This is a genomic window from Mycobacterium sp. DL, from assembly GCF_039729195.1.
Taxonomy (GTDB): Bacteria; Actinomycetota; Actinomycetes; order Mycobacteriales; family Mycobacteriaceae; genus Mycobacterium; species Mycobacterium hippocampi_A.
The window spans coordinates 4,282,913-4,308,650 of sequence record NZ_CP155796.1 but is presented as its reverse complement, the minus strand read 5'-3'; the positions used below and the strand labels follow the sequence as shown (position 1 = coordinate 4,308,650).

At 67.4% G+C, this 25,738-nt stretch carries 23 protein-coding genes; 14 read left to right on the top strand and 9 right to left on the bottom strand.

Annotated features, from left to right (window positions below; translation table 11 throughout):
• The first annotated feature begins 7 nt into the window (after nucleotides 1-7).
• The 4 genes from ABDC78_RS20545 (at nucleotide 8) to ABDC78_RS20530 (ending at nucleotide 5,237) form a co-directional block, all read left to right on the top strand.
• Nucleotides 8-1,648: an AMP-binding protein gene (locus ABDC78_RS20545; RefSeq protein ID WP_218621441.1), complete on the top strand. Its 1,641-nt coding sequence runs from the start codon at nucleotides 8-10 to the stop codon at nucleotides 1,646-1,648.
• Nucleotides 1,641-3,293, top strand: coding sequence for an FAD-binding protein (locus ABDC78_RS20540; RefSeq protein WP_178361697.1), 1,653 nt, complete (start codon nucleotides 1,641-1,643; stop codon nucleotides 3,291-3,293). The genes ABDC78_RS20545 and ABDC78_RS20540 overlap by 8 nt, the downstream gene beginning before the upstream one ends.
• A 43-nt stretch (nucleotides 3,294-3,336) precedes the next feature.
• Entirely contained in the window at nucleotides 3,337-4,425 is a 1,089-nt protein-coding gene (locus tag ABDC78_RS20535; protein ID WP_178361952.1) for a Rieske 2Fe-2S domain-containing protein, read from the top strand.
• An 83-nt stretch (nucleotides 4,426-4,508) separates the two neighbouring features.
• Nucleotides 4,509-5,237, top strand: coding sequence for an LpqN/LpqT family lipoprotein (locus ABDC78_RS20530; protein WP_178361696.1), 729 nt, complete (start codon nucleotides 4,509-4,511; stop codon nucleotides 5,235-5,237).
• 12 nt (nucleotides 5,238-5,249) lie between these two features.
• Here ABDC78_RS20530 and ABDC78_RS20525 read toward each other — a convergent pair whose 3' ends face one another.
• Entirely contained in the window at nucleotides 5,250-6,806 is a 1,557-nt protein-coding gene (locus ABDC78_RS20525) for an acetolactate synthase large subunit (protein ID WP_178361695.1), read from the bottom strand.
• Nucleotides 6,807-6,855: 49 nt separating this feature from the next.
• Between ABDC78_RS20525 and ABDC78_RS20520 the strand changes: the two genes are divergently transcribed.
• On the top strand, nucleotides 6,856-7,965 hold the full coding sequence (locus tag ABDC78_RS20520; RefSeq protein WP_178361694.1) for a DNA alkylation repair protein: 1,110 nt from the start codon (nucleotides 6,856-6,858) through the stop codon (nucleotides 7,963-7,965).
• Here ABDC78_RS20520 and ABDC78_RS20515 read toward each other — a convergent pair.
• On the bottom strand, nucleotides 7,962-9,083 hold the full coding sequence (locus ABDC78_RS20515) for a nitronate monooxygenase family protein (protein ID WP_178361693.1): 1,122 nt from the start codon (nucleotides 9,081-9,083) through the stop codon (nucleotides 7,962-7,964). The genes ABDC78_RS20520 and ABDC78_RS20515 overlap by 4 nt on opposite strands.
• Nucleotides 9,084-9,086: 3 nt before the next feature.
• Nucleotides 9,087-10,745, bottom strand: coding sequence for an acyl-CoA synthetase (locus ABDC78_RS20510; RefSeq protein WP_178361692.1), 1,659 nt, complete (start codon nucleotides 10,743-10,745; stop codon nucleotides 9,087-9,089).
• A gap of 68 nt (nucleotides 10,746-10,813) precedes the next feature.
• Between ABDC78_RS20510 and ABDC78_RS20505 the strand changes: the two genes are divergently transcribed.
• Complete coding sequence (locus ABDC78_RS20505; RefSeq protein ID WP_178361691.1) at nucleotides 10,814-11,614, top strand: crotonase/enoyl-CoA hydratase family protein; 801 nt, start codon at nucleotides 10,814-10,816, stop codon at nucleotides 11,612-11,614.
• A 73-nt stretch (nucleotides 11,615-11,687) separates the two neighbouring features.
• On the opposite strand, the gene ABDC78_RS20500 is transcribed toward ABDC78_RS20505, so the two are convergent.
• The 3 genes from ABDC78_RS20500 to ABDC78_RS20490 all read right to left on the bottom strand — a co-directional run bounded on the left by ABDC78_RS20500 (nucleotide 11,688) and on the right by ABDC78_RS20490 (nucleotide 14,744).
• Nucleotides 11,688-12,920, bottom strand: coding sequence for a cytochrome P450 (locus ABDC78_RS20500; RefSeq protein ID WP_178361690.1), 1,233 nt, complete (start codon nucleotides 12,918-12,920; stop codon nucleotides 11,688-11,690).
• Nucleotides 12,921-12,940: 20 nt separating this feature from the next.
• Nucleotides 12,941-13,624: an acetoacetate decarboxylase family protein gene (locus tag ABDC78_RS20495; protein WP_178361951.1), complete on the bottom strand. Its 684-nt coding sequence runs from the start codon at nucleotides 13,622-13,624 to the stop codon at nucleotides 12,941-12,943.
• Between the two features lie 88 nt (nucleotides 13,625-13,712).
• Nucleotides 13,713-14,744, bottom strand: a complete 1,032-nt coding sequence (locus ABDC78_RS20490) for an LLM class F420-dependent oxidoreductase (protein ID WP_178361689.1) — start codon at nucleotides 14,742-14,744, stop codon at nucleotides 13,713-13,715.
• Between the two features lie 70 nt (nucleotides 14,745-14,814).
• Between ABDC78_RS20490 and ABDC78_RS20485 the strand changes: the two genes are divergently transcribed.
• From ABDC78_RS20485 to ABDC78_RS20470, 4 genes are read left to right on the top strand one after another with little or no spacing between them, the layout of a single operon-like run.
• A complete protein-coding gene (locus ABDC78_RS20485; RefSeq protein ID WP_178361688.1) occupies nucleotides 14,815-15,807 on the top strand; it encodes an OB-fold nucleic acid binding domain-containing protein in 993 nt (330 codons plus the stop codon).
• 15 nt (nucleotides 15,808-15,822) lie between these two features.
• Nucleotides 15,823-16,887, top strand: a complete 1,065-nt coding sequence (locus ABDC78_RS20480) for a thiolase domain-containing protein (protein WP_178361687.1) — start codon at nucleotides 15,823-15,825, stop codon at nucleotides 16,885-16,887.
• A gap of 2 nt (nucleotides 16,888-16,889) precedes the next feature.
• Nucleotides 16,890-18,083 carry a thiolase domain-containing protein gene (locus ABDC78_RS20475; RefSeq protein WP_178361686.1) on the top strand — a complete coding sequence of 398 codons (1,194 nt, stop codon included), beginning with the start codon at nucleotides 16,890-16,892 and terminating at the stop codon, nucleotides 18,081-18,083.
• Nucleotides 18,083-18,964: a TIGR03619 family F420-dependent LLM class oxidoreductase gene (locus tag ABDC78_RS20470; protein WP_178361950.1), complete on the top strand. Its 882-nt coding sequence runs from the start codon at nucleotides 18,083-18,085 to the stop codon at nucleotides 18,962-18,964. The genes ABDC78_RS20475 and ABDC78_RS20470 overlap by 1 nt, the downstream gene beginning before the upstream one ends.
• Here the strand turns inward: ABDC78_RS20470 and ABDC78_RS20465 are convergent.
• Nucleotides 18,961-19,560, bottom strand: a complete 600-nt coding sequence (locus tag ABDC78_RS20465; RefSeq protein WP_178361685.1) for a TetR/AcrR family transcriptional regulator — start codon at nucleotides 19,558-19,560, stop codon at nucleotides 18,961-18,963. The genes ABDC78_RS20470 and ABDC78_RS20465 overlap by 4 nt on opposite strands.
• A 92-nt stretch (nucleotides 19,561-19,652) precedes the next feature.
• Here ABDC78_RS20465 and ABDC78_RS20460 point away from each other — a divergent pair, with 92 nt between their 5' ends.
• Nucleotides 19,653-20,657 carry an SDR family NAD(P)-dependent oxidoreductase gene (locus tag ABDC78_RS20460; protein WP_178361684.1) on the top strand — a complete coding sequence of 335 codons (1,005 nt, stop codon included), beginning with the start codon at nucleotides 19,653-19,655 and terminating at the stop codon, nucleotides 20,655-20,657.
• 71 nt (nucleotides 20,658-20,728) lie between these two features.
• Here ABDC78_RS20460 and ABDC78_RS20455 read toward each other — a convergent pair whose 3' ends face one another.
• Together ABDC78_RS20455 and ABDC78_RS20450 are read right to left on the bottom strand one after the other, a co-directional pair.
• On the bottom strand, nucleotides 20,729-21,328 hold the full coding sequence (locus ABDC78_RS20455; RefSeq protein ID WP_178361683.1) for a TetR/AcrR family transcriptional regulator: 600 nt from the start codon (nucleotides 21,326-21,328) through the stop codon (nucleotides 20,729-20,731).
• Nucleotides 21,329-21,332: 4 nt separating this feature from the next.
• On the bottom strand, nucleotides 21,333-22,565 hold the full coding sequence (locus ABDC78_RS20450) for an MFS transporter (RefSeq protein WP_256736461.1): 1,233 nt from the start codon (nucleotides 22,563-22,565) through the stop codon (nucleotides 21,333-21,335).
• 251 nt (nucleotides 22,566-22,816) lie between these two features.
• Between ABDC78_RS20450 and ABDC78_RS20445 the strand changes: the two genes are divergently transcribed.
• The 3 genes from ABDC78_RS20445 (at nucleotide 22,817) to ABDC78_RS20435 (ending at nucleotide 25,733) form a co-directional block, all read left to right on the top strand.
• Nucleotides 22,817-23,992 (top strand): 3-ketosteroid-9-alpha-hydroxylase subunit A, encoded by a 1,176-nt coding sequence (locus ABDC78_RS20445; protein ID WP_178361682.1) that lies wholly within the window; start codon nucleotides 22,817-22,819, stop codon nucleotides 23,990-23,992.
• A gap of 1 nt (nucleotide 23,993) precedes the next feature.
• The gene (locus tag ABDC78_RS20440; protein ID WP_178361681.1) at nucleotides 23,994-24,461 is read left to right on the top strand and encodes a hypothetical protein; all 468 of its coding nucleotides are present in this window, start codon (nucleotides 23,994-23,996) and stop codon (nucleotides 24,459-24,461) included.
• Between the two features lie 75 nt (nucleotides 24,462-24,536).
• On the top strand, nucleotides 24,537-25,733 hold the full coding sequence (locus ABDC78_RS20435) for a serine/threonine-protein kinase (RefSeq protein WP_347133170.1): 1,197 nt from the start codon (nucleotides 24,537-24,539) through the stop codon (nucleotides 25,731-25,733).
• Nucleotides 25,734-25,738: the final 5 nt, after the last annotated feature.

Below are 25,738 nucleotides of genomic sequence, written 5' to 3'. Positions count from 1 at the left end.
CGCGACCATGCTGCTCGACCGTGTCGGAGACCAGCACCCGGGATTGCGGAGCCGTGACCGCACCTGGACATGGGACGAGGTGGTGGGTGAGTCGGCAGCGCGGGCGGCGCTGGCACGCACGCTGCGCGACGAGACATTCTCCGCGGCGCCCTTTCACATCGGCGTGCTGCTGGACAATGTGCCGGACTTCGTGTTCTGGCTCGGCGGGGCCGCATTGGCCGGGGCGACCGTCGTCGGGCTCAATCCCACCCGCGGCGCGGACGACCTGGCCGCCGACATCCGGCATGCGGACTGCCAATTGATCGTGACCGACACATCCGGCATGGAGCGGCTGCGCGATCTCGACCACGGCCTCGAGGCTGCCCGGTTCCTGGTCGTCGACGAAACCGGGTACCGGCAGCGCGTCGAGGCAAGCCGCACCGAACCGGCCGCCGCGGCGGATGTCGACATGCGGTCGCTGTTCCTCTTGCTCTTCACCTCGGGGACCACGGGGACTTCCAAAGCAGTGAAGTGCAGTCAGGGCCGATTGGCCCGCATCGCCTCTGCGGCGACGGACAAGTTCGGCCATCACCGCGGGGACGTCGACTACTGCTGCATGCCGCTGTTCCACGGCAACGCGATCATGGCGCTGTGGGCACCGGCGCTCGCCAACGGTGCCACCGTATGTCTGGCCCCGACGTTCTCGGCGTCCCGATTCCTGCCGGATGTACGGCTTTTCGGCGCCACGTTCTTCACCTACGTTGGCAAGGCACTGGCGTACCTGATGGCGACTCCCGAGCTGCCCGACGACGCAGACAACACCCTGACACGAGGATTCGGCACCGAGGCCTCACCTGAGGACCAGAACGAGTTCCGCCGCCGGTTCGGCGCAGAACTCTTCGAGGGGTACGGCTCGAGCGAGGGCGGTGCGGTGGCCGCACCCGACCCGGCGGCGCCGGAGGGCGCCCTGGGCCGACCGGCGCATCCCGATGTCGTGATCGTCGACCCCGAGTCCCTGACGCCCTGCCCGGCGGCAGTTCTCGACGCGCAGGGGCGGGTGCTCAACCCCGACGAGAGCATCGGCGAGATCGTCGATCGGCGTGGCGCCCGGGATTTCGAGGGCTATTACCGCAACGACGCCGCAGACGCCGAGCGGGTGCGCAACGGCTGGTACTGGTCCGGTGATCTCGGCTACCTCGACTCCGACGGCTTCCTGTACTTCGCCGGGAGGCGCGGCGACTGGATCCGGGTGGACGGCGAGAACACCTCGGCGCTGACCGTCGAACGTGTCGTCCGGCGCCATCCCGGGGTGATCACCGCAGGGGTCTACGGTGTGCCGGACCCGCGGTCGGGCGATCAGGTGATGGCCGCCGTCGAAGTCGCCGACCCGGCAGCATTCGACGTCGATCACTTTGCGGCATTTCTGGAGGCTCAGGATGATCTGGGCGCCAAGGGGATTCCCCGTCTGCTCCGGGTGTCGGCCGACTTGCCGGCCACCGGTTCGAACAAGGTCCTCAAACGTGATCTGCAGGCCCAGCGCTGGCACACCGACGAACCGGTGTACCGCTGGGTCGGTCGCGGGAGACCGGTGTACCGGCGGATGACCGACGAGGACCGCCGCGCCCTGGACGCGGAGTTCGCCCAGCACGGAAGGAAGCCCCATGCCTGAGGCGGATGAGCGCTTGCGCGAAGACCATGAGCCGGATGAGCGCTTGCGCGAAGACCATGAGCCGGATGAGCGCTTGCGCGAAGACCATGATTGGGACGAGGTGACCGATGTGTTGGTCGCCGGGTCCGGCGCGGGCGGGGCCACCGCGGCCTACACCGCCGCGCGGGAAGGACTCGAGGTGATCCTGGTGGAGGCCACCGAGAGGTTCGGCGGCACCACTGCGTATTCGGGTGGCGGCGGAATGTGGTTCCCGTGCAACCCGGTGCTGCTGCGCGCGGGCACCGACGACCGCATCGACGACGCGCTCGAGTACTACACCTCGGTGGTCGGCGACCGCACACCGCGCGCCCTCCAGGAAACCTACGTCCGCAGCGGTGCGCCGCTGATCGAGTACCTCGAATCCGATGAGCTGCTGAAGTTCACGCTGCTGCCGTGGCCCGACTACTTCGGCAAGGCCCCGAAGGCACGCGCCGACGGGATGCGGCACATCGCCGCCAAAGCCCTCAGGGTGTCGGTCGCTCCCGATCTGGCCGAACTCATCCGCGGGCCCCTGGACTCCGACCGCCTCGGACATCCGCGACCCCAGGACTACTTCGTCGGCGGCCGCGCGCTGATCGCCCGGTTCCTGGCCGCGACGCGGCGATATCCGAACACCTCGGCCCGGTTGAACACCGCATTGACCGAGTTGGTCGTCGCCGACGGGGTTGTCGTCGGGGCCGTCGTCGAAACGGCCGGGGAGCGCCGGAGGATCCGCGCACGCCGCGGTGTGCTGCTGGCGGCCGGTGGTTTCGAGCACAACGACGACATGCGCGCGAGGTTCGGCGTGCCGGGCGCCTCCCGAGACACCATGGGGCCGTGGGGAAATCAGGGCCTGGCCCACCTCGCCGCGATGGCTGTGGGCGCTGACAGCGACCTGATGGACCAGGCGTGGTGGTCGCCGGGCCTGACACACCCGGACGGGACGTCGGCGTTCTCCCTGTGGTTCACCGGTGGCATCTTCGTCGACGACGACGGGAAACGGTTCGTCAACGAATCGGCGGCCTACGACCGGCTCGGCCGGGCGGTGCTGACGGCGATCGCCGACGGACGGGTGACCCTGCCGTACTGGATGATCTACGACGACAGTGGCGATGGTGCTGGTGGAGTTCCACCGGTCAAAGCCACCAACGTCTCGATGGTGGAACCGGAGAAGTACGTCGCCGCCGGCCTGTGGCGCACGGCCGACACTCTGGAAGAACTCGCCGCCGAGATCGGCGTGCCACCGCAGAACCTCGTGGAGACGGTGACGCGGTTCAACGATTCTGTCCGGCGCGGTATCGACGAGGACTTCGGGCGCGGCGACGAACCCTACGACCGTGCTTTCTCCGGCGGTGCGCCACCGTTGTACCCGATCACAAAGGGGCCGTTCCACGCGGCCGCGTTCGGCGTCTCGGATCTGGGCACCAAAGGTGGGCTGCGCACCGATACCGCCGCGCGGGTGCTCGATCAGGCGGACAATGTGATCGTCGGCCTCTATGCGGCGGGCAACACCATGGCGGCACCCAGCGGAACCGCCTATCCCGGCGGCGGCAACCCGATCGGCACGAGCATGGTCTTCAGCCACCTCGCCGTGCGGAACATGGCAGAAGGAGCACACCGTGAATAGAGCAGCGCCCGAATCCGTGCGGGAGATCGACACCGGCGCGGCGATGACGCGCTTCGCCCGCGGCTGGCACTGCCTCGGGTTGGCCGACACATTCCGGGACGGTCAACCGCACGGCATCAACGCGTTCGACACCAAGCTGGTCGTCTTCGCCGACTCCGACGGCGCCCTGAAAGTTCTCGACGGGTACTGCCGGCACATGGGCGGCGATCTGTCCCAGGGTTCTGTCAAGGGTGACCAGGTGGCGTGCCCGTTCCACGACTGGCGCTGGGGCGGCGACGGCAAGTGCACCCTGGTTCCGTATGCGAAACGCACCCCGCGGCTGGCCCGCACCAGGGCGTGGTCGACCACCGAGGTGAACGGCCAGTTGCTGGTCTGGCACGATCCCGAGGGCTCCACTCCCCCAGCGGAACTGACCCCGCCGACGATCGAGGGATTCGACGAGGGCCGGTGGTCGCCGTGGCAGTGGAGCTCGATCCTCATCGAGGGGTCGCACTGCCGCGAGATCGTGGACAACAACGTCGACATGGCGCACTTCTTCTACATCCACAAGGCCTACCCGACGTACTTCAAGAACGTCATCGAGGGCCACACCGCGAGCCAGTTCATGGAGTCCAAGCCCCGGCCCGACTTCACGCCCAACTTCGAGAAGCTCTGGGAGGGAACCTATCTGCGGTCGGAGGCTACCTATTTCGGACCGGCCTACATGATCAACTGGCTGCACAACGATCTCGCTCCGGGGTTCACCGTCGAAGTGGCCCTGATCAACTGCCACTATCCGGTCAGCCACAGCTCGTTCGTGCTGCAGTGGGGCGTCGCCGTCCAGGAGATGCCCGGGTTGCCCGCCGACAAGGCCGCCAAGCTCGCCGCGACGATGAACCGCAGCTTCGGCGAAGGTTTCCTCGACGACGTCGAGATCTGGAAGAACAAGACCCGCATCGACAATCCGTTGCTCACCGAGGAGGACGGGCCGGTCTACCAGCACCGCCGGTGGTACGAGCAGTTCTACGTCGACGCCGCCGATGTCACCGCCGACATGACCGACCGCTTCGAGCAGGAGGTCGACACCACCCACGCCAACGATCTGTGGCAGCAGGAGGTCGCCGAGAACCTGGCCGCCCGCAGCCGAAGTTGAGTACAAGTACCCATACAGCAAATTCCTGATCTTGATCTAGGCTTCGCTGAACACCCGAATGTCATCCCGACAGGAGTTCAGCCATGAAGCTCTCGGCCGTCACTCGGACCGCCGCGCTCGCCACAGCTCTGGCAGTCCTCGCCACGGGCTGCGGTTCGACCACCACGACCGGTTCGGGCACCACGGCATCGGAGTCGTCGGAGACCTCCACGTCGGAGACGACCACCACCAGTGCGGCGGCCGCACCGTCGACCGCCAGGATCGCCCCGCGGGAGGAGGCCCCGGAAGGTCCGGCCCCGACGATCGCCGACTACATCGTTGCCAACGGCATCCAGGAGACCCCGGTCAGTCCGGGCGATCCGAACGCGCCGTTCATCGACCTGCCCTTCCCGGAAGGCTGGCAGGACGCCGGCCCCGAGACTCCCGAATGGGCCTACGGCGCCATCTATTACGACGGACCCGGGGCCGAGGAGTACACGCCGAGCATCGTCGCGCTGGTGTCCAGGCTCGACGGCGATGTGGATCCGCAGGCGATCCTCGACCACGCGCCGGGCGAATTGACCAACCTGCCCGGCTGGAGCCCGATGAGCAACGGCCGGGAGAGCACACTCAGCGGCTTCCCGGCATTCCAACTCGGTGGCACCTGGGAGCAGGACGGCCTGGCGAAGATCATCGCGCAGAAGACCGTCGTGATCCCGCGCAGCGACGCGGTGTACGTGTTGCAGCTCAATGCCGACGGCCTGGAGAGTCAGATGGACATCGTCGCCACCGCTACGAACATCATCGACGACGACACCGTCATCACGCCCTGAGCGGACGGCCGGTCAGCCGGCGAGCGACCCGACCACTGCGTCGATCAGATGCGGCCCCGGCTCGGTCAGGGCTTCGATGAGCGCGGCCGCCAACTCATCAGCGGTGGTGGCCCGCCGGGCGGGAACGCCCATGCCTTGGGCGATCTTGACGAAATCGATTGCCGGACCTCCGAGATCGAGCAGCTCCAACGCCCGGGGGCCCGGTGGTTGCGCGCTCACCGCGCCGACACGCTGCAACTCGATCCGCAGGATGTCGTAGGCGCCGTTGTTGAAGATCACCGTCGTGACGTCGAGATTCTCCCGGGCCTGGGTCCACAACCCGGCGATGGTGTACATCGCCGAACCGTCGGCCTGCAGCGACAGCACCGGCCGATCCGGAGCGGCGATCGCGGCACCCACTGCCGCGGGGATCCCGTAGCCGATCGCGCCACCGGTCAACGTCAACACGTCATGGGCCGGCGCGCCCGCCGTCGATGTCGCGAGTCCCACGCCGCCGGTGTTGGATTCGTCGACGATGATCGCGGCCTCGGGCAGCAGCGCGCCGATCACCGCTGCGGCGGCGAACGCATTGAGGTCGCCGGTGGGCCGGTCAGGCCGCACCGCCGCGGCACTCACGGCGGTGGCGCCAGGCGCCAGCTCGTCGGCGAGCTGCTCGAGTGCAGCTGCGGCGCCGGCATATTCGGCGAGCACGTGCACGTCGCAACCGTCGGGCACCAGGTCGCTGGGCTTGCCGGGATAGGCGAAGAACGACACCGGCGAGGTCGCGCCGGCCAGGATCAGGTGTGCCACCCCTTCCAGCTGCTCTTGAGCCGCCTCGGCGAAGTACGCCAACCGCTCGATGGCGGGTACTCCCGCTCCCCGCTCCAGACGCGCCGGGAAGGTTTCGCACAGCAGCCGCGCACCTGTCGCCTCAGCCACCCGAGATGCCGCCGCCAGCCCCGGTTTCCGGGTCGCGTCGCCGCCGACCAGGATGACCGTCGGAGCGCCGGAGCGCAGCGTGTCGGCCGCAGCACGGAGCGCGTCGTCGGTCACGGTCGGCACGGTGGGCAGCGTGGCGGCGGGGGCGGTGCGACCACCGTCGTTCCAGGACACGTCGGCGGGCAGGATCAACGTCGACACCAGACCGGCCCGGCTGGCGGTGATCGCATCGCAGGCGTCGGCGGCGAGGTCGGCGGTGCGCATCGTGCGGCGCACCCACCCGGACACGGTGCCGGCCACCGCATCGATATCGGATTCCAACGGGGCGTCGTAGGCCTTGTGATACGTCGCGTGATCGCCGACGACGACGACCATCGGGGTGTGCGCCCGACGGGCGTTGTGCAGGTTCGCCAGGCCGTTGCCCAGGCCGGGCCCCAGGTGCAGGAGCACCGCCGCCGGCTTGCCGGCCATCCGCGCGTACCCGTCGGCGGCTCCGGTGGCCACCCCCTCGAACAGGGCCAGGACACCACGCATCTGCGGGACCCCGTCCAGTGCGGCCACGAAGTGCATCTCCGAGGTGCCCGGGTTGGCGAAGCACGTGTCCACGCCATTGGCGACCAGCGTGCTCAGCAGAGCATGTGCACCGTTCACAGCAGCCAACCTACGCCGACGCGTCGGACCCGGTGGCTAGCATCGCTGCATGCCGTTGGCCGAGGAACTGATCAATGAAAGCACCGCAACGGCTCTCGTGGTGGCCATCGAGGCGGCCGCCCCGGCAAACCCCCTGACCGCCCTGCGGACCGCGGCCACCGGGCTGGGGCCGCTGCCGTTGCGCGGGCGTGCCGACCTGCTCCGTGATGCGCTGCTGGCCGATGTCCCTGGTGACTTCGCGACGCTGGCCGCGGTGGTGCGTTCGGCTCGGGACGGTACGGCGCCGTTCAGTGGCTGGATGATCTGGCCGGTGTCGACCGCGGTCGCCGACCGGGCTGTGCTGGACGGCGGTCACCGGGCCTTCGATGACGCGATGGCTCTGCTGGCTGATCTGACCGGACGGTTGACCGCTGAGTTCGCCATCCGGACCCTTCTGCGTCATGACCCCGATCGTGCGCTGGAGATCATCGCGGCGTGGACCACCTCGCCCGATGCGGCGATCCGCAGATTGGCCTCCGAGGGGACCCGGCCGTACCTGCCGTGGGCGGTTCGGGTTCCGCAACTCGGCGCCAGGACCGCCGCCACGATCTCGATCCTCGACGCGCTCTACCGCGACCCCGATCCCGTGGTGCGCCGTTCGGTGGCCAACCACCTCAACGACCTCAGCCGTGAGCATGCCGACCTCGTGGTCGACACCGCGCGGCGCTGGCTCGCGGCCCCGACGCCCGACGGCAGCACACCCGCGGTGGTACGCCACGGGCTTCGCACCCTGGTCAAGCGCGGGCACCCGGTCGCGCTGGAATTGCTCGGGTTCCCCTCGGTCACCGTCGCGATCGACGGACCCGTGCTGGAGGAGGCGACAGTGCCCTTCGGCGGGCGTCTCAGGTTCTCGGCCACCATCGGCAACGATGGTGACGAGCCCGCACGGTTGGCGATCGACTACGCCGTCCACCACCGCAAGGCCAACGGCGGCCAGGCGGCGAAGGTGTTCAAGCTGACCACCCGGACGCTGGCCCCGGGCGAACGGGTCACGATCACCAAGGAACACTCGCTGCGGCCCATCACCACCCGGCGTTACTACCCGGGGTTACACGCCGTCGACATCCGGGTCAACGGAATCGCTTCCACCCGAACCGATTTCGAGCTGCTGCCGGACTAATCCTCGCGGATGCCGTCAAGCCGCTTGGTTGCTTCCTCGAAGCCGCTGGCCAGTTCGGCGACGATGTCGGCGACCGGACGGATCTCGTTCATCCGGCCGACGATCTGACCCACCGGCATGGCGACGGCGCTCGGGTCCTTCGCCTCGTTCATCCGCTGATGGGCCTCGCTGACCAGGATGTTCTGCAGCGGCATCGGCAGCGGCTCGGGTGCGCCCTCGGCGTCCCAGGCTTCGGTCCAGCGCGACTTCAGCAGCCGCGCAGGCTTTCCGGTGTAGATCCGCCGGCGCACCGTGTCGCTGGATGTCGCGGCGAGCATGGCCTCCTGGATCACCGATGCGCCGCCCGCGGTGCGCACCCCGAGGTCGTACTCGGCCGCGGTCAGGAATGCCGACCCCATCCACACACCCTGAGTTCCGAGCGCGAGCGCAGCGGCGACCTGACGACCGGTACCGATGCCGCCTGCGGCGAGCACCGACGCCCTGCCGGCGACCGCGTCGACGATCTCCGGCCACAGGACCATCGACCCGATCTCGCCGGTGTGCCCACCGGCCTCGTGGCCCTGCGCGACGACGATGTCCACGCCGTTCTCGACATGGCGCAGTGCGTGTTTGGCCGAGCCCGCCAGAGCGGCCACCGGGACGCCTGCCTCGTGGGCCTGGTCGATGACGTCCTTGGGCGGTGAGCCCAGCGCGTTGGCGATCAGCTTGATGGGATGCCGCAGCGCCACCTCGACGTGGCTGCGCGCCACCGAATGCAGCCATCCGAGAACACCTTCGGACTTCGCTTCGTCGTCGGGCAGCGGCGGTACCCCGAGGTCGGCGAGAGTCTTCTCGACGAAGTCGCGGTGCGTCTGCGGGATGAGCTTGTTGATGTCGACGCTGGTGCCCTCGGTGGGCACCTTGGCCGGCATCACGATGTCGACGCCGTACGGCTTACCGTCGGTGTTGGCATCCATCCACTGCAGGACGTTCTCGAGGTCGTCGGCATCGTTGAAGCGGACGCAGCCCAGCACACCCAACCCGCCGGCCTTGGTGACCGCCGCGGCCACCTTCTCCGACGGCGTGAAGACGAAGATCGGGTACTCGATGCCGAAGCGCTCGCAGAGTTCGGTTCTCATTTCCTATTTCACCCCAGCGTGTTTGGCGTGCACATCGTCGGCCGGCCGCTCTTCGGTGGTGTCCTTGGCCCAGCGGTAGTCGGGCTTGCCGGCGGGCGAACGCTTGACCTCGTCGACGTACCAGAGACTGCGCGGCACCTTGTAGCCGGCGATCTCCTTGCGCACGAAGGCATCCAGCTCGGCGAGCGTCGGCCGCACGCCTTCCCTGGGATGCACTACCGCGGCGACATGCTGACCGAAGCGCGGGTCCGGCACACCGACGACGAGCGCGTCGAACACATCGGGGTGGCCCTTGAGCGCGGCTTCGACTTCTTCGGGGTAGATCTTCTCCCCGCCGCTGTTGATCGACACCGAACCGCGGCCCAGCATCGTCACGCTGCCGTCGGCCTCGACCTCGGCGTAGTCACCCGGGATCGCATACCGCACACCGTTGATCGTCTTGAAGGTCTCGGCGGTCTTCTTCTCGTCCTTGAAATAGCCCACCGGGATGTGGCCGCGCTTGGCGATGATGCCGCGCACACCCGAACCCGGAACCACCTCGTTGCCGTCCTCGTCGAGGACGACGGTGTTCTTGTCGATCGTGACGCGGGGACCACCGGTGTGCGACTGCCCTTTGGCCACGATGCTGGTGCCGCCGAAGCCGGTCTCCGAGGACCCGATGGAGTCGGTGATGATCCGGTTGGGCAGCAGTTCGAGGAACTTCTCTTTGATGCTGGTGGAGAACAGTGCCGCGGTGCTCGCGAGCAGGAACAGCGACGACAGGTCGTATTCGTTTCCGGCGTCCTGATGGGCCAGTAGCGCATCCAGCAGCGGCCGCGCCATCGCGTCACCGGTGAAGAACAGCAGGTTCACCTTGTGCGTGGCGATGGTGCGCCAGACCTCGTCGGCGTCGAACTCGGGCACCAGCACCACGGTCTGGCCGGAGAACAACGACATCCAGGTGGCGGACTGGGTGGCGCCGTGGATCATCGGCGGGATCGGATACCGGACCATCGGCCCGCTGGCGGCAGCCTGCTTGGCCAGGTCGTACTCGTCGGCGATCGGCTCGCCGGTGGCAAAGTCGGTGCCGCCGAACAACACCCGGTAGATGTCCTCGTGGCGCCACATCACGCCCTTGGGGAAACCGGTGGTGCCGCCGGTGTACAGCAGGTAGATGTCGTCCTCGCTGCGCGGGCCGAAGTCGCGCTCAGGCGAACCCTGCTCGAGGGCCGAGTAGAACTCGACGCCGCCGTATTGAAGGAAATCGCCGGCTGAGTCTTCTGTGCCGTCCTCGACGACGAGGATGGTCTTGACGTTCGGTGTCTCGGGCAGCACGTTGGCCACCCGGTCGGCGTACCGGCGCTCGTGCACCAACGCCACCATGTCGGAGTTGTCGAAGAGGTACTTGAGCTCACCCTCGACGTAGCGGAAGTTGACGTTGACCAGGATGGCACCGGCTTTGACGATGCCGAGCATCGCGATGACGATCTCGATGCGGTTGCGGCAGTACAGGCCGACCTTGTCGTCCTTCTTGACGCCCTGGTCGATGAGGTAGTGGGCCAGCCGGTTGGCCTTCTCCTCCAACTGGGCGTAGGTCAACTGTTCGTCGCCACCGATGAGGGCGATGCGATCGGGCACAGCGTCGATGCAGTGTTCGGCAAGATCCGCGATATTCAGGGCCACAGCTCTAAACTAGAACGTGTTACATTTCCAGACAAGTCTGTGGCACCGACGCTGGAAGGCGGATACTCGTGGCGGAACCCCAGAAGGGCCCCGACGCCCTCATTGAGCAGCGCGGACACACGTTGATCCTGACGCTGAACCGGCCCGAGGCGCGCAACGCACTTTCCACTGAGATGCTCTCGATAATGGTCGATGCGTGGAACCGCGTCGACGAGGATCCCGAGATCCGCACCTGCATCCTGACCGGCGCCGGTGGCTACTTCTGCGCGGGCATGGACCTCAAGACCGCCACCAAGGCGCCGCCCGGGGACTCGTTCAAGAGCGGCGCCTTCGACCCGACCAAGATCGAGGGTCTGCTGAAGGGCCGGCGTCTGACCAAGCCGCTGATCGCGGCCGTCGAGGGTCCCGCGATCGCCGGCGGCACCGAGATCCTGCAGGGCACCGATATCCGCGTCGCCGGAGAGAGCGCGAAGTTCGGCATCTCCGAAGCCAAGTGGAGCCTGTACCCGATGGGCGGGTCCGCGGTGCGACTGCCCCGCCAGATCCCGTACACGATCGCCTGCGACCTGTTGCTGACCGGCCGTCACATCACAGCGGCCGAGGCCCTGCAGTACGGGTTGATCGGCTATGTGGTGCCCGACGGCACGGCGCTGGAGAAGGCCCTCGAGATCGCCGACGTGATCAACAACAACGGTCCGCTGGCCGTGCAGGCCATCCTGAAGACCATCCGCGAGGCCGAGGGCATGCACGAGTTGGACGCGTTCAAGCCCGACACCGCCAACGGCATCCCGGTGTTCCTGTCCGACGACGCCAAGGAGGGCCCGCGGGCCTTCAAGGAGAAGCGCGCCCCGAACTTCCAGATGAAGTAGAACTCCGCCGAAACTGTATTCCACGCGGCCCATGTGGCCTCGAAACCGCGTGGAATACCGTTTCGGCGGAAGGTCAGTCCAGCACCCGCGCCGTCGGCGTGAACACCACCGGCATGGCCTCGGGACCGCTGACGAAGTTGGCCGGTCGCAGCGGCACATCCGCGCCCTCGGCCAGTCGCAGGTCGGGCAGCCGCTGGAGCACCTTGGTGGTCATCCGGGACAGCTCGAGACGGGCCAGCTGATTGCCCAGACAGAAGTGGGTGCCGAATCCGAACGCCAAGTGGTTGTTCGGATTCCGGTCGATCCGGAAGTTCTCGGGATCGCCGAAGACGCTCTCGTCGAAGTTGGCCGACTCGAACATCAGCATGATCTTCTCGTCCTTGCGCAGCTCGGTTCCGTGGAACTCGGTGTCGTCGGTGAGCACCCTGCACATGTTCTTCACCGGAGAGGTCCAGCGCAGCATCTCCTCGATGGCGCCCGGCAGCTTGTCAGGATCCGCGACCAGCGCGTCCCACTGGTCGCGGTGCCGCAGCAGCTGCTCGGTACCGCCGGAGAGCGTGTGTCGGGTGGTCTCGTCGCCGCCGATCAGGATCAGCAGCGTCTCGAAGACGATCTCGTCGTCGGACATCCGCTGCCCCTCGACCTCCGAGTTCACCAGAACGGAGAACAGGTCGTCGGTCGGCTCGGCGCGCCGCTTGGCGATCACCTCCATCGTGAACGCGGTGTACGCGGCGAAGGTGTCCATCAGCTTCTGCACCGTCTGCTCGTCGACGTGCGAGCTGAGCCCGCCCACGAGGTCATCGGACCACTTCAGCAGCATGTCGCGCTCGTCGGGTATGACGCCCAGCATGTCCCCGATCACCGCCATGGGCAGCGGTGCGGCGATGTCACGGACGAAGTCGCATTCACCGCGTTCGCACACGGCGTCGATCAGGGTGTCGCACAGCGTCTCGATCGACGACAGCCTGTCCATCACTCGCTTACGGGTGAAGCCGGCGTTGACGAGCTTGCGCCGCAACAGGTGTGCCGGATCGTCCATGTCGATCATGTAGGGCATGCCGGGCTGATCCGGGCGGATACCGCCTGCACTGGAGAACAGTTCCGGGTTGCGTTCGGCGTCGAGCACCGCCTGGTGGCTGGTGGCCGCGGCCAGGCCGTTGCGGTCCCGGAACACGGGCTGGTTGGCCCGCATCCACGTGTAGGCCTCGCGTGCCGCGGGGCCGTCAGCGTAGAAGCGGCCGTCAGCGAGGTCGACATCCGGATGGGCACCGAGACCGGCTTCGACAGACGGGGACGTGGACGTCATAACACTCCTGGGGTTGATGCTCACTGGGAAATCACGCGGGCGTTGGCGAAGGTCATGTCCACGTTGGCAGCCGAACTGGACATCAGCGCGCGTTTGGGCAGACCCAGCGAGGCCAGTTCGGCCGCGTAGGGGTGGTCGCCGAGACGGAGCTTCACCCCGCCGGGCCGGTAGCGCACCCCGGTGAGCAGCATCTCGCCGGCGGTTTCGCGGGTGACGCCGTCCAGATGCGAGTACGTGTTGTGCACCTGCCTGCTCGACGTGAAGGTCGACGGCACCGGCAGGCCGGGCTGGAATTCCATGCTCACGGCCAGCTTTCCGTCGATGCTCACGTCGAACCCGAACGAACGGCCCTTTCGGATGGTGAAATCGGCCAGCACCTTCGGGTAGCCCCAGATCGTCCGGCCGGCCTCCAGCGTGAAGGACTGGTCGACGGGAAGGTGGTGGACGAATGCCCCGGCCGACTGCAGCGCAGACAACCCACTCGCGGTAGACCCCGGAGGATTGACCATCACGTTGGTGCCGTACTCGTAGTACTGGCCGAGGTCGGTGTCCTCGTAGCGCATCAGCATCAACACCACCAACGCGCGCCCTCTGGCGAACCGACACACCTGCAGGCCGCTGTGGTCGACCATCCGCTGCGCCGCGTCGGCGTCGACGACGAACATCGCGGTGTGCTGATAGGCGGTGCGCACCTGGACCGGCATGGTGAGAACGGAGCCGGCAATGGTGTGTTGCGAGAGGTCGGTCACACCGTCAATCTAGAACGTGTTCTAGACACCCTGCAAGAACTGTCTACACAAGACCCGCAAGATCGCGGATCTGGTCGGACGAGCGGGCACCCACCACCATCATGGTGACGCCCGCCGCCTCCCACGCCTTGATCTGCTCCTGTACGTAGGCAAGATCGCCCACGATCGCGGAATCGTCGACCAACTCGTCGGGGATGACCGTGGCTGCCTCGTCTTTGCGGTCGTTGCGGAAGAGCTTGGTGACGTCGTCGACGACCTCGGAATAGCCCATCCGGCGGTAGACATCGGCGTGGAAGTTGGTGTCCTCGGCGCCCATCCCGCCCATGTAGAGCGCAAGATGCGGCTTCATCATCTCCATGACCGCCGGGCGATCGTCGGTGACGACGACCTGCGCGGTCGCGCAGATCTCGAACGTCTCCCGGGTACGCCGCGCACCCGGACGCGCGAAACCCTCGTCGAGCCACTCGTTGTACATCCCCGCGATGCGCGGCGAGTAGAAGATCGGCAGCCAGCCGTCACAGATCTCGGCCGCGAGGGCGACGTTCTTGGGCCCCTCGGCGCCGAGCATCACCGGGATGTCGGCGCGCCGCGGATGCGTGATCGGTTTGAGGTTCTTACCCAGGCCGGTGGTGCCCTCGCCGGTCAGCGGCAGCGGATAGTGCGGGCCGTCGCTGTGGACCGGGGCTTCCCGGGCCCACACCTGACGAAGGATGTCGACGTACTCGCGGGTGCGGGCCAGCGGCTTGGGGAACTTCTGCCCGTACCAGCCCTCGACGACCTGCGGCCCGGACACGCCGAGACCGAGGATGTGGCGACCGCCGGACAGATGGTCCAGCGTCAGCGCCGCCATCGCGCACGCGGTCGGGGTGCGGGCGGAGAGTTGGATCACCGAGGTGCCCAACCGCATCCGCGTCGTCTCGCGTCCCCACCACGCCAGCGGCGTATAGGCATCCGAGCCCCACGCCTCGGCGGTGAACACGGTGTCGAAGCCGACCTCCTCGGCCGTGGCGACCAGTTCCGCGTGGTTGGTGGGCGGCTGCGCACCCCAATATCCCAACTGAAGACCCAGCTTCACAGCACCCGTCCTTTCGGGCCGCCCGGCCCGCTCCTTGAAACCAAACTTAGAACCTGTTCTACTCGATGCCGTGACCACCAGCCAAAGCAGCCCGGTGCAGATCGATCCCCATGAGCCGCCACTTTCGGCGCCACTGAGGCTGTCATTCGACTACACCCGTTCAGTAGGACCACTCCTCGGCGAGTTCTTCACCGCTCTGCGCGAGCGACGCATTGTCGGGGTGCGCGGGTCGGATGGCCGCGTCCACGTTCCGCCCGCTGAGTATGACCCCGTCACCTACGAAGCCCTGACCGAGGTCGTCCCGGTGGCCGCCGTCGGCACGGTGCTGTCGTGGACGTGGCAGTCCGAGCCACTGGAGGGTCAGCCACTGGATCGTCCGTTCGCCTGGGCGCTGATCCTGCTCGACGGGGCCGACACCCCCATGCTGCACGCCGTCGATGCGGGTTCATCGGATGCCATCAGCACCGGCGCGCGGGTGCATGCGCACTGGGCGGACGAGACGGTCGGTGCGATCACCGACATCGCGTACTTCGCCCTCGGCGACGAGGAAGAGGACGTCCCTCCCCCGGCGGAAGGACTCGACCCGGTGACCCTCCAGGTCTCGCCGAGCAGCATCGAGATCCAGCACACGGCGTCGCGTCCGGAGAGCGCCTTCCTGCGCGCGCTGGAGAACGGCAAGCTCCTGGGTGGCCGGACAGGCGCTGGCGGCAAGGTGTACTTCCCTGCGCGGGAAGCGGATCCGGCGACGGGCCAGCAGCTCGACGAGTTCATCGAGCTCTCCGACGCGGGCACGGTCACGACGTTCGCGATCATCAACATCCCCTTCGCCGGGCAGCGGATCAAGCCGCCCTACGTCGCGGCCTACGTGCTGCTCGACGGCGCGGACATCCCGGTGCTGCACCTTGTCGCGGATATCGCCGCCGACGAGGTCCGGATGGGAATGCGGGTGAAAGCCGTGTGGAAACCCCGCGAAGAGTGGGGTCTCGGTATCGACAACATCGAGTACTTCCGGCCGACGGGTGAGCCCGACGCCGACTACGACACCTACAAGAAGCACCTGTAAAGGGACACGAGACTCATGGCTTTGGGAGAAGAAGTTGCCGTCGTCGGGTTCGCGCACGCACCACATGTGCGACGCACCGACGGGACCACCAATGGCGTCGAGATGTTGATGCCGTGTTTCGCAGAGATCTACGCCGAGCTGGGACTCAAACAGACCGACATCGGCTTCTGGTGCTCGGGTTCGTCGGATTACCTTGCCGGCCGGGCATTCTCGTTCATCTCCGCCATCGACTCCATCGGTGCGGTGCCACCGATCAACGAGTCTCACGTGGAGATGGACGCAGCCTGGGCCCTGTACGAGGCCTACATCAAGCTGCTGACCGGTGAGATCGACACCGCACTGGTGTACGGCTTCGGCAAGTCCTCGGCGGGCATTCTGCGCCGGGTTCTGGCGCTGCAGACCGATCCCTACACCGTCGCCCCGCTGTGGCCCGACTCGGTCAGCATGGCCGGCCTGCAGGCCCGGTTCGGGCTGGACTCGGGTAAGTGGACCGCCGAGCAGATGGCCCAGGTGGCGCTCGACGCCATGGCGGCCGCCCCGCGGACGGACTCGGTGGAACCGGCAAGCAGCATCGAGGAACTGCTGGAACGGCCGTATTTCGCAGATCCGTTGCGCCGCCACGACATCGCGCCGATCACCGATGGCGCCTCGGCGATCGTGCTGGCCTCCGGAGACCGCGCCCGCGAGTTGCGGGAGCGCCCGGCCTGGATCACCGGGATCGAGCACCGGATCGAAACGCCCGTACTCGGCGCCCGCGACCTGACGACGTCACCGTCCACGGCGGCCTCGGCGCGCGCCGCCACCGGTGGGGACGCCTCCTCCATCGAGATCGCCGAGATCTATGCCCCGTTCAGCCATCAGCAGCTGATCCTCAAAGAGGCGATCGGGCTCAACGGATCCACCCGGATCAACCCATCCGGCGGAGTGCTCGCCGCCAACCCGATGTTCTCTGCGGGTCTGGAGCGGATCGGCTTCGCCGCCCGACACATCTTCGAGGGCAACGCTTCCCGCGTTCTGGCTCATGCCACCAGCGGGCCTGTGCTGCAACAGAACCTGGTCGCCGTGCTGGAGGGGAAGTAGCCATGAGCAAGAAGCTCGCTGCAGTTCTGGGCACCGGCCAGACGAAATACGTCGCCAAGCGCAAGGACGTGTCGATGAACGGCCTGGTGCGCGAGGCCATCGATCGCGCCCTGGTCGACGCCGGCGTCACGATGGCCGACATCGATGCGGTCGTGGTGGGCAAGGCCCCCGACTTCTTCGAGGGCGTGATGATGCCCGAGTTGTTCATGGCCGACGCCACCGGCGCGACCGGCAAGCCGCTGATCCGGGTGCACACCGCCGGTTCCGTGGGTGGCTCGACGGCGATCGTGGCCGCCAGCCTGGTCCAGTCCGGCAAGTACCGCCGCGTGCTGACGATGGCGTGGGAGAAACAGTCCGAATCCAATGCGATGTGGGCGCTGAGCATTCCGGTGCCGTTCACCAAACCCGTCGGCGCCGGCGCGGGTGGCTACTTCGCACCGCACATTCGCGCCTACATCCGCCGCTCCGGTGCGCCGACGCACATCGGCGCGATGGTGGCGGTGAAGGACCGACTCAACGGCACCCGGAATCCACTGGCACATCTGCATCAGCCCGACATCACGCTGGAGAAGGTGATGGAGTCCCCGATGCTGTGGGACCCCATCCGCTACGACGAGACATGTCCCTCGTCGGACGGGGCGGCCGCGATGGTCATCGGCGACGAACAGAGTGCCGACGCCCGGGTCGCGGACGGCCATCCCGTCGCGTGGATCCACGCGACAGCACTGCGCACCGAACCCTTGGCCTACTCGGGCCGAGATCAGGTCAACCCGCAGGCGAGCCGCGATGCAGCGGCGGCGCTGTGGAAGGCGGCCGGGATCACCAGCCCCATCGACGAGATCGACGTCGCGGAGGTGTACGTCCCGTTCTCCTGGTACGAGCCGATGTGGTTGGAGAGCCTCGGGTTTGCACCGGAGGGCGAGGGCTGGAAGCTCACCGAGTCCGGGGAGACCGCGATGGACGGCCGCATTCCGTTCAACCCGTCGGGCGGAGTGCTGTCGTCGAACCCGATCGGCGCCTCGGGCATGATCCGCTTCGCGGAGTCGGCCATCCAGGTGATGGGCAAGGGCGGCGAGCACCAGGTCGAGGGCGCACGGAAGGCGCTCGGCCACGCCTACGGCGGTGGCGCGCAGTACTACTCGATGTGGGTCGTCGGAGCCGACAAGCCAGTCGATAAGCCCGTCGCCGCCTCATGATGCAGTACACCTGCAGCGTCGCCATGGGTCCGGTCGACCAACTCGTCGAGATCGCCAGGACCGCAGAGGAAGTCGGCTTCGACAACATCGCGCTGCCCGACTCGCTGTTCTACATGGAGAAGCAGGCCGCCGACTATCCGTACACACCGGACGGCTCCCGGATGTGGAACGAGGACACCCCGTGGGTCGACCCGCTGATCGCCGCGGGTGCGATGGGTGCGGTGACCTCCACGCTGCGCTTCTACACCAATGTGATGAAGCTCGGTTCCCGCAACCCGTTGCTACTGGCAAGACAGGTGGGCTCGGTGGCGAACCTGACCGGGAACCGGTTCGGGTTCGGCGTCGGGATCGGCTGGGCACCTGAGGAATTCGAATGGTGCGGAGTGCCCTATGCCAAGCGCGGTAAGCGGGTCGACGAGATGATCGAGGTGATCAAACTCGTCCTGGGTGGCGGCATGGTGGAATTCCACGGCGATTTCTACGATTTCGACCGACTGCAGATGGGCCCGGCACCGAGTGCACCCGTGCCGTTTTATGTCGGCGGGCACACCGACGTCGCACTCAAGCGCGCAGCGCGGGTGGGTGACGGCTGGACCAGCGCGATGATGACCCGCGACCAGCTGGCCGAGACGATCGGGAAGATCAATGCGCTGCGCGCCGAGTTCGGAAGAGCGGAGCAGCCGTTCGAGTTCCAGGCGGTGTGCATCGACAAGTTCGGCGTCGACGGCCACCGCGAACTGGCCGAGGCGGGCGTCACCGACAACATCGTCATCCCGTGGGTCTTCGACGGCCTGGGCTTCGACGCCCCGATCGAGAAGAAGAAGGACTCACTGAAACGGTTCGCCGACACCTACATCCACTCTGGCTGGCAGGACAGCTAGTCGCCGGCGGACCGGTAACGCAGGCCGTCGAGGAGCAGGTTCACCATCCGGTCGGCGTGACCCGACGACTCGGCGTCGGCAGGCATGCACAGGTTGCCCACCGCACGGAGGAGATCGCCCGGCGCGACGTCGGCGCGAATCTTGCCTGCTGTCGCCGCGGCATCGAGCAGCGATCTCAGCGCAGGTTCCATGCGTTGATCGAAGTAGCCGGGCAGCGAGTCGAACGCCGAATCGCCAGAGTGCAACGCGGCAGCCAACCCTCGCTTGGTGGCGATCAGCGTCGTATAGCGGCGCAGCCACCTCGCCAGCGCTTCGTCCGGTTCGTAGGTGGTCCCGAGGCGGTCGGCCGCGCCGGCACACGCATCGATCTCCTTCTGGAACACCGCGACGATGAGATCGGAGCGTTGCGGGAAGTGCCGGTAGAGCGTCCCGACGCCGACGCCCGCTCGCGAGGCGATCTCCCGGACCGGCGCGTCGACGCCGGATTCGGCGAACACCGCCGTGGCGGCGTCGACCACCGCCTCGATGTTGCGCTGGGCGTCAGCCCGCACCCGACGCGGCGGATCGGCGTCACCTGCCGCTGACCGATCGCCCATTCGCCCTTCCCTTGACTAACCGGAACTAGGTTCCATATCGTTACGGAACAATGTTCCGGTTATCCGTCGTCCCGACATCGAGGAGGGTAAGCATGTCCCCTGAGACCTTGCACAACAACCAGCATCCACTGGGGTCGGGATTTTCCGCGGCCGCCACGGCGGACGAGGTCCTCGACGGCATCAGCCTGGAGGGCCTCAACGCGGTGGTGACCGGTGGACACTCGGGCATCGGCCTGCAGACGACGCGCGCCTTGAGCAGAGCCGGTGCCTCGGTTCTCGTCGGCGCTCGAGACCCCGCTCGCGCGGCGGCCGCGGTCGGCGGTTACGACCGTGTCGAGGTCGGCCGGCTGGACCTGCTCGATCCGACCTCGATCGCCGACTTCGCCACCGGGTGGCTCGACACCGGCCGACCGGTGCACATCCTGGTCAACTGCGCAGGAATGACCCCACCTGCCCAACGGATAGTCGACGGTCGCGGTTACGAAGCCCAGTTCGTGACGAATCACCTCGGCCATTTCCAGCTGGCAGTGGATCTGTACCCGGCGCTGCGGGCCGCAGGGGGCTCCCGGGTGGTCAGCGTGACCTCCGGCGCCCACCGGCTGTCCGACATCCATTGGGAGGACGTGCATTTTGTCACCGGATACGACGCAGGGACCGCGTACGCACAGTCGAAGACGGCCAATGTCCTGTTTGCCGTGGAGCTGGACCGTCGGTGGTCCGGCGACGGCATCCGGGGCTACGCCCCGCACCCTGGAGTGGTGGTCGGCACGAACCTCAACGGCTCGGTCGGCGAGGACGCGCTTCGGGCGATGGGTCTGATAGACGAGGCGGGACAGCCGCTCATCATTCCCGAGCACGGCCGCAAGACCGCCGCGCAGGGAGCGGCCACCATCGTCTTCGCCGCGGCCAGTCCGCTGTTGGCGGATATCGGTGGGGTTTACCTGAAGGACAGCGACGTCTCCCCCGTGGACGCCGAGGACCGACCGATGACCAACAGTCCCGACCTGGACATCCCGGCCGAGGTGGCGCCCCACGCCATCAACGGGCACTCGGCGCGGCGGCTCTGGGAGCTCAGCGAACAACTCCTCACCGGGTGACGGTCCTCTGTGCCGGAATTGCATTCCAGCAGGCCGTTTCTCGAGAAATCTCTGTTGGAATGCAATTCCGGCTAGATCGGCGTCCGGCAGCCGTGCCACACCGTGTGTACCAGTCGCACGACCGCGTCGTCGTCGAGCGGTGCCATCCCGAACACCAGCCGGTAGTACGGCGGTGACACCAGGGCGTCGACGGCCACCTCGACGTCGACGTCGGCAGGCAGTTCGCCGCTGCCGACGGCTTCGCGCATCGTGGCGGCGACCGCGGCGCGGCGCGGGACGATCCACTGTTCGAGCAGCGCCCGCTCGATGGCGGGATCCGAGGGGGATGCCCCGATCACGTTGCGCAGCAGTGGGCCGACAGCAGGATCGGCCAGTAGCGAGTTCAGCGCGCAGACGTGATGGGTGATCGCCTGCACCGAGGTGCTGCCCGGCGGGCGGGTGATCGACGCGCGCACCGAGTCGAGCAGGCCCTCCAGCACGATCGCCGACGCCGACGGCCACCACTTGTAGATCGTGGTGCGGCTGACCTCGGCTCGTTTGGCGATGGCGTCGACCGTCGCCGCGGCGGGCCCGCCGGCCAGCGCGAGGTCAGCGGCCGCCTTCAGGACGGCGCCGCGCACAGCCTCGCTGCGCGGGCGGCCGCGGCGATTCGTGTCCTGCCCGTCGACCACGGGCTCAGCTTATTGCCGGTCGGCGCGTCGCCCCCACGAGTACGACGACCAGGCACCCGACCGCTGCGAGCGCACCGAAGCCGAACATCACCGGATAGGTGAACGCGGCCCAGTTCTGCGACAGAAAAGCCAACGCCGCGGGCATGGCGAAGCCGAGGTAGCTCAGGCTGTAGAAGACCGCGGTCAGCCCGGCGAGGTCATCGGGCCCGGCGATGCGCTGGATCTCCTGGAGGCCGGCCAGCAGCGCCATCCCGTACCCGGCACCGAGCATCGCGGCAGCGACCAGGGCCGCCCAGATCGTCAACACCGATGCCGCCCAGGCGGCGGACCCCATGCCGAGGGCGAGCAGCACCAGACCGGCCAGCACCGCGCGCAGACCTCCGTTGCCGAGTCGTCGTCCCAGGTGTTGGACGGTGAAGCCGACCCCGAGGGTGACGACACACATCAACGCCGAGAACGCGATCGGCGCGCCGGACACCCGGTCGGTCATCAGCGCGGGCAGCACCGCGTACGCCGAAGCGCCCGCGCCGAACACCCACGGAGCGACGGGGAGCACCACCACCAGAAACCACCGGCGATGAAAGTCCGTGGAAATGGCATTCCACGAGCTTTGCAAAGAGGGCCAGAAGCGAAAGCTCGAGTGTTGCCCTGCTGGAACACGATTCCGGCGGGGTGTCCGGGTCTCGGGTGCGGTCAGCAGCAGCGCGGCGGCCGTCAGAGCCAGCACGATGTTGATCGCGTAGGCCAGGACCGTGGGGGCGGGTGCCCACTCGGCGAGCACCCCGGCCACCCCGGCACCCAGGCCGAACCCGGCCGTGAGGCTCATCGCCGCGCGCCGGGCCCCGGCATCACCGTCGTCCCACGGAGGGCTGGACAGTTCCTTGATCCAGCTTCCGCCCACAGCCATCGCCAGCCCGAGTGCGATTCCGCTGAACACCCGTCCCACCGCAAGCGTCAGCGCGGAATCGGCGCCCAGCGCAAGAATCGTCGAACCGAGTGCTGCCAGGACCGGCGCGGGAAGCATCAAGGGGCGGCGTCCGAACCGGTCCGACATGGGTCCACCGATGAGCAACGCGGGCACGATGCCGAGTACATAGGCGAACAGCAGCAGGTCGACCGTCAGTGGGGAGAACCCGCCACTGGACCGGTACATCACCAGCAGTGGCGTGAACTCGTTGCCACCCCAGGCGATAGCACAGGTCGCGGCGCCAACGGCGAGCCAGCGCCTCGGCCGCAGACCGGCTGCCGCCCCGGCCGTCTGCCGGGCGGTCAGCGCCGTCACGACGTCACTCCCGAATTACTGCACACGATGTCCACTATATATGCCTGCGAGATCGGGTCGGGACCAGGCGCCCGGAGCGGGTACCCACCCGCAAGTGCGTGTTGTTGGCAACAATTTCCGCAGGTGAACGCCGATCGGATTGCGCCGACAGGCACAAAAACTGTAACGTGTTCTAATTCGAGACCCATACAAGCGGGAGGCCCACCGTGAGTACTGACACATCCGCGGGAACCGCGGGTATCCGCGAGATCGACACCGGCGCGCTCCCCGACCGGTACGCCCGGGGCTGGCACTGCCTCGGCCCGGTCAAGGACTACCTCGACGGCAAGCCGCACGGCATCGAGATCTTCGGCACCATGCTCGTCGTCTTCGCCGACTCCCAGGGCGAGGTCAAGGTTCTGGACGGCTACTGCCGCCACATGGGCGGAAACCTCTCCCAGGGGACCGTCAAGGGGGACGAGGTGGCCTGCCCGTTCCACGACTGGCGCTGGGGCGGCGACGGTAAGTGCAAGCTGGTGCCGTACGCAAAACGCACGCCGCGGCTGGCCCGGACCCGTTCGTGGGAGACCGACGTGCGCGGAGGCCTGCTGTTCGTCTGGCACGACCATGAGGGCAACCCACCGCAGCCGGAGGTCCGGATCCCCGAGATCCCCGAGGCCGCCGACGACGAGTGGACCGAGTGGCGGTGGAACACGATGCTCATCGAGGGCTCCAACTGCCGCGAGATCATCGACAACGTCACCGATATGGCCCACTTCTTCTACATCCACTACGGGCTGCCGACGTACTTCAAGAACGTCTTCGAAGGACACATCGCCAGCCAGTACCTGCACAACGTCGGACGGCCGGACATCGACGACATGGGCACCACCTATGGTGAAGCCCACCTCGACTCGGAGGCCTCCTACTTCGGGCCGTCGTTCATGATCAACTGGCTGCACAACAACTACGGCGGCTTCAAGGCGGAGTCCATCCTGATCAACTGTCACTACCCGGTCAGCCAGGACTCGTTCATGCTGCAGTGGGGCGTGATCGTCGAGAAGCCCAAGGGGCTCGACGAGAAGACCACCGACAAACTCGCCAGGGTGTTCACCGAGGGTGTCAGCAAGGGCTTCCTGCAGGACGTCGAGATCTGGAAACACAAGACCCGCATCGACAACCCGCTGCTGGTCGAGGAGGACGGCGCTGTGTACCAAATGCGTCGCTGGTACCAGCAGTTCTATGTCGACGTAGCCGACGTCGCCCCCGAGATGACCGACCGCTTCGAGATGGAGGTCGACACCACCGCGGCCAACGAGAAGTGGCATGTCGAGGTCGAGGAGAACCTCAGGCGCCAGGCCGCCGACAAGGAAGCCGCGGAGCACCCCTCTCAGGTCTCCTGACATGAGCCAGGACCGGCGACCGCCGGACGTCGATCGGCTGGCCCGGTCGATGTTGCTGCTGCACGGGGGACACGACGACGACCACGACCACGGGTCGGTCGCCGACGATCAGCGCACCGGTTCGTGGCGCAAGGCACCGGATTTCGCCTCCGACCCCGACCGTGCCGCCGCGGTGCAGGACGCCACCAGACGCGACCGTGAGCGCTACCTGACCTCCGGGCTGGTGTCGATCGACTGTCGCTTCTGCCATGTCGCCGTCTCGGTCAAGAAGTTGGGTCCGGCGCACACCGCGGTGCAATGGAACTCCGAGGCCACCCAGCGATGTGCGCACTTCGCCGAGATCCGCGAGGCCGGCGGTGACCCGGCCAGGTCCCGGTCCTGCCCCAGGTTGGCCGACAGCGTCAAACACGCGATCGCCGAGGGTTGCCTCGAGGAGTACTCCAGCGCCCCCTCCCCCGGCGACGGCTGAGCGCGTTTACGATCTCCCCGCAGCGGCAATCCGCCGCGTCGGGTCGGGGAAGGCAGTGCGGGAGGTGCATGCGCTGTGCTGATCAACGGTCGGTTCCGGGTGGGCGACGTCCTCGGCGCCGGCGGAATGGCCGAAGTCCGGGACGGATGGGACACCCGTCTCGGTCGGCCTGTCGCTGTCAAGCTGCTGCATCCGTTGCTCGGGGCGCAGCCGGACATGCGCGCACGATTCCACGCCGAGGCACGCGCCGCCGCGGCGCTCAACCACCCCAACATCGTGTCCGTCTTCGACAGCGGCGAGCACGACGGCGTCCCGTTCATCGTGATGGAACGACTGCCGGGCACTTCGATCGCCGACGAAATGGCCCGGGGACCGATGACGTTGGGCCGGGTGCGCAGCGTTCTCGACGACGTTCTCGGCGCACTTGGTGCCGCCCACAGCGCCGGGATTCTGCACCGCGACATCAAACCCGGCAACATCCTGCATGCCACATCGGGCGGTGCGGTCAAGCTCGCCGACTTCGGGATTGCCAAGGCGATGGATGCGGGGGCCACCCACACCAGGACCGGCCAGGTGCTCGGCACCATGGCCTACCTCAGCCCCGAACGCATCGCCGGTGCACCCGCGTCCGTCACAGACGACCTGTACGCAGTGGGTGTGGTCGGCTACGAGGCGCTCACGGGTCGTCCGCGATTCAGCCACGACAACGCCGGCGCGCTGGCACACGCGATCATGACCGCTACGCCACCACCGGTTTCGCTCCTGAGACCCGACACCGAACCGGAACTGGCCGCCGTCATCGAGCGTGCCGTGGCGCCGACACCCCGAGACCGGTTCGCCTCAACGGCAGACATGCTCACGGCTCTTCATGGACCGGCTCTCCAGGAGCGGGCGACTCCCGGGGGGCCGACGCACACCAGGGTGCTCGAGACACCGCTGCCGTATCAACCGGCCTCGCTCGCCTACGTCAGCCCACCTCCCCGCAGGGCGGGACGCCGGACGAAGATCCTCGCCGGTGTCGGCGCCGCCGTCGTCGCGGCCGTGACGGCGGTCATCGTCGTCGCTGCGTCCCAATCACCGATGACACCAACGGTCTCCGTGCCCGAACGTGACCCCGTCACAACCAGTTCGGCATCGACCACGCCGCCGCCACCTGCCAGCACACCGCCGCCGGTACCCGCTCCGGCCCCGGCGCCTGCCGAGAACTTAAACCGTGGCAACGGGAATGGGAATGGAAACGGCAAGAAGGACAAGAAGCAGAACGACGATTAGCCGCG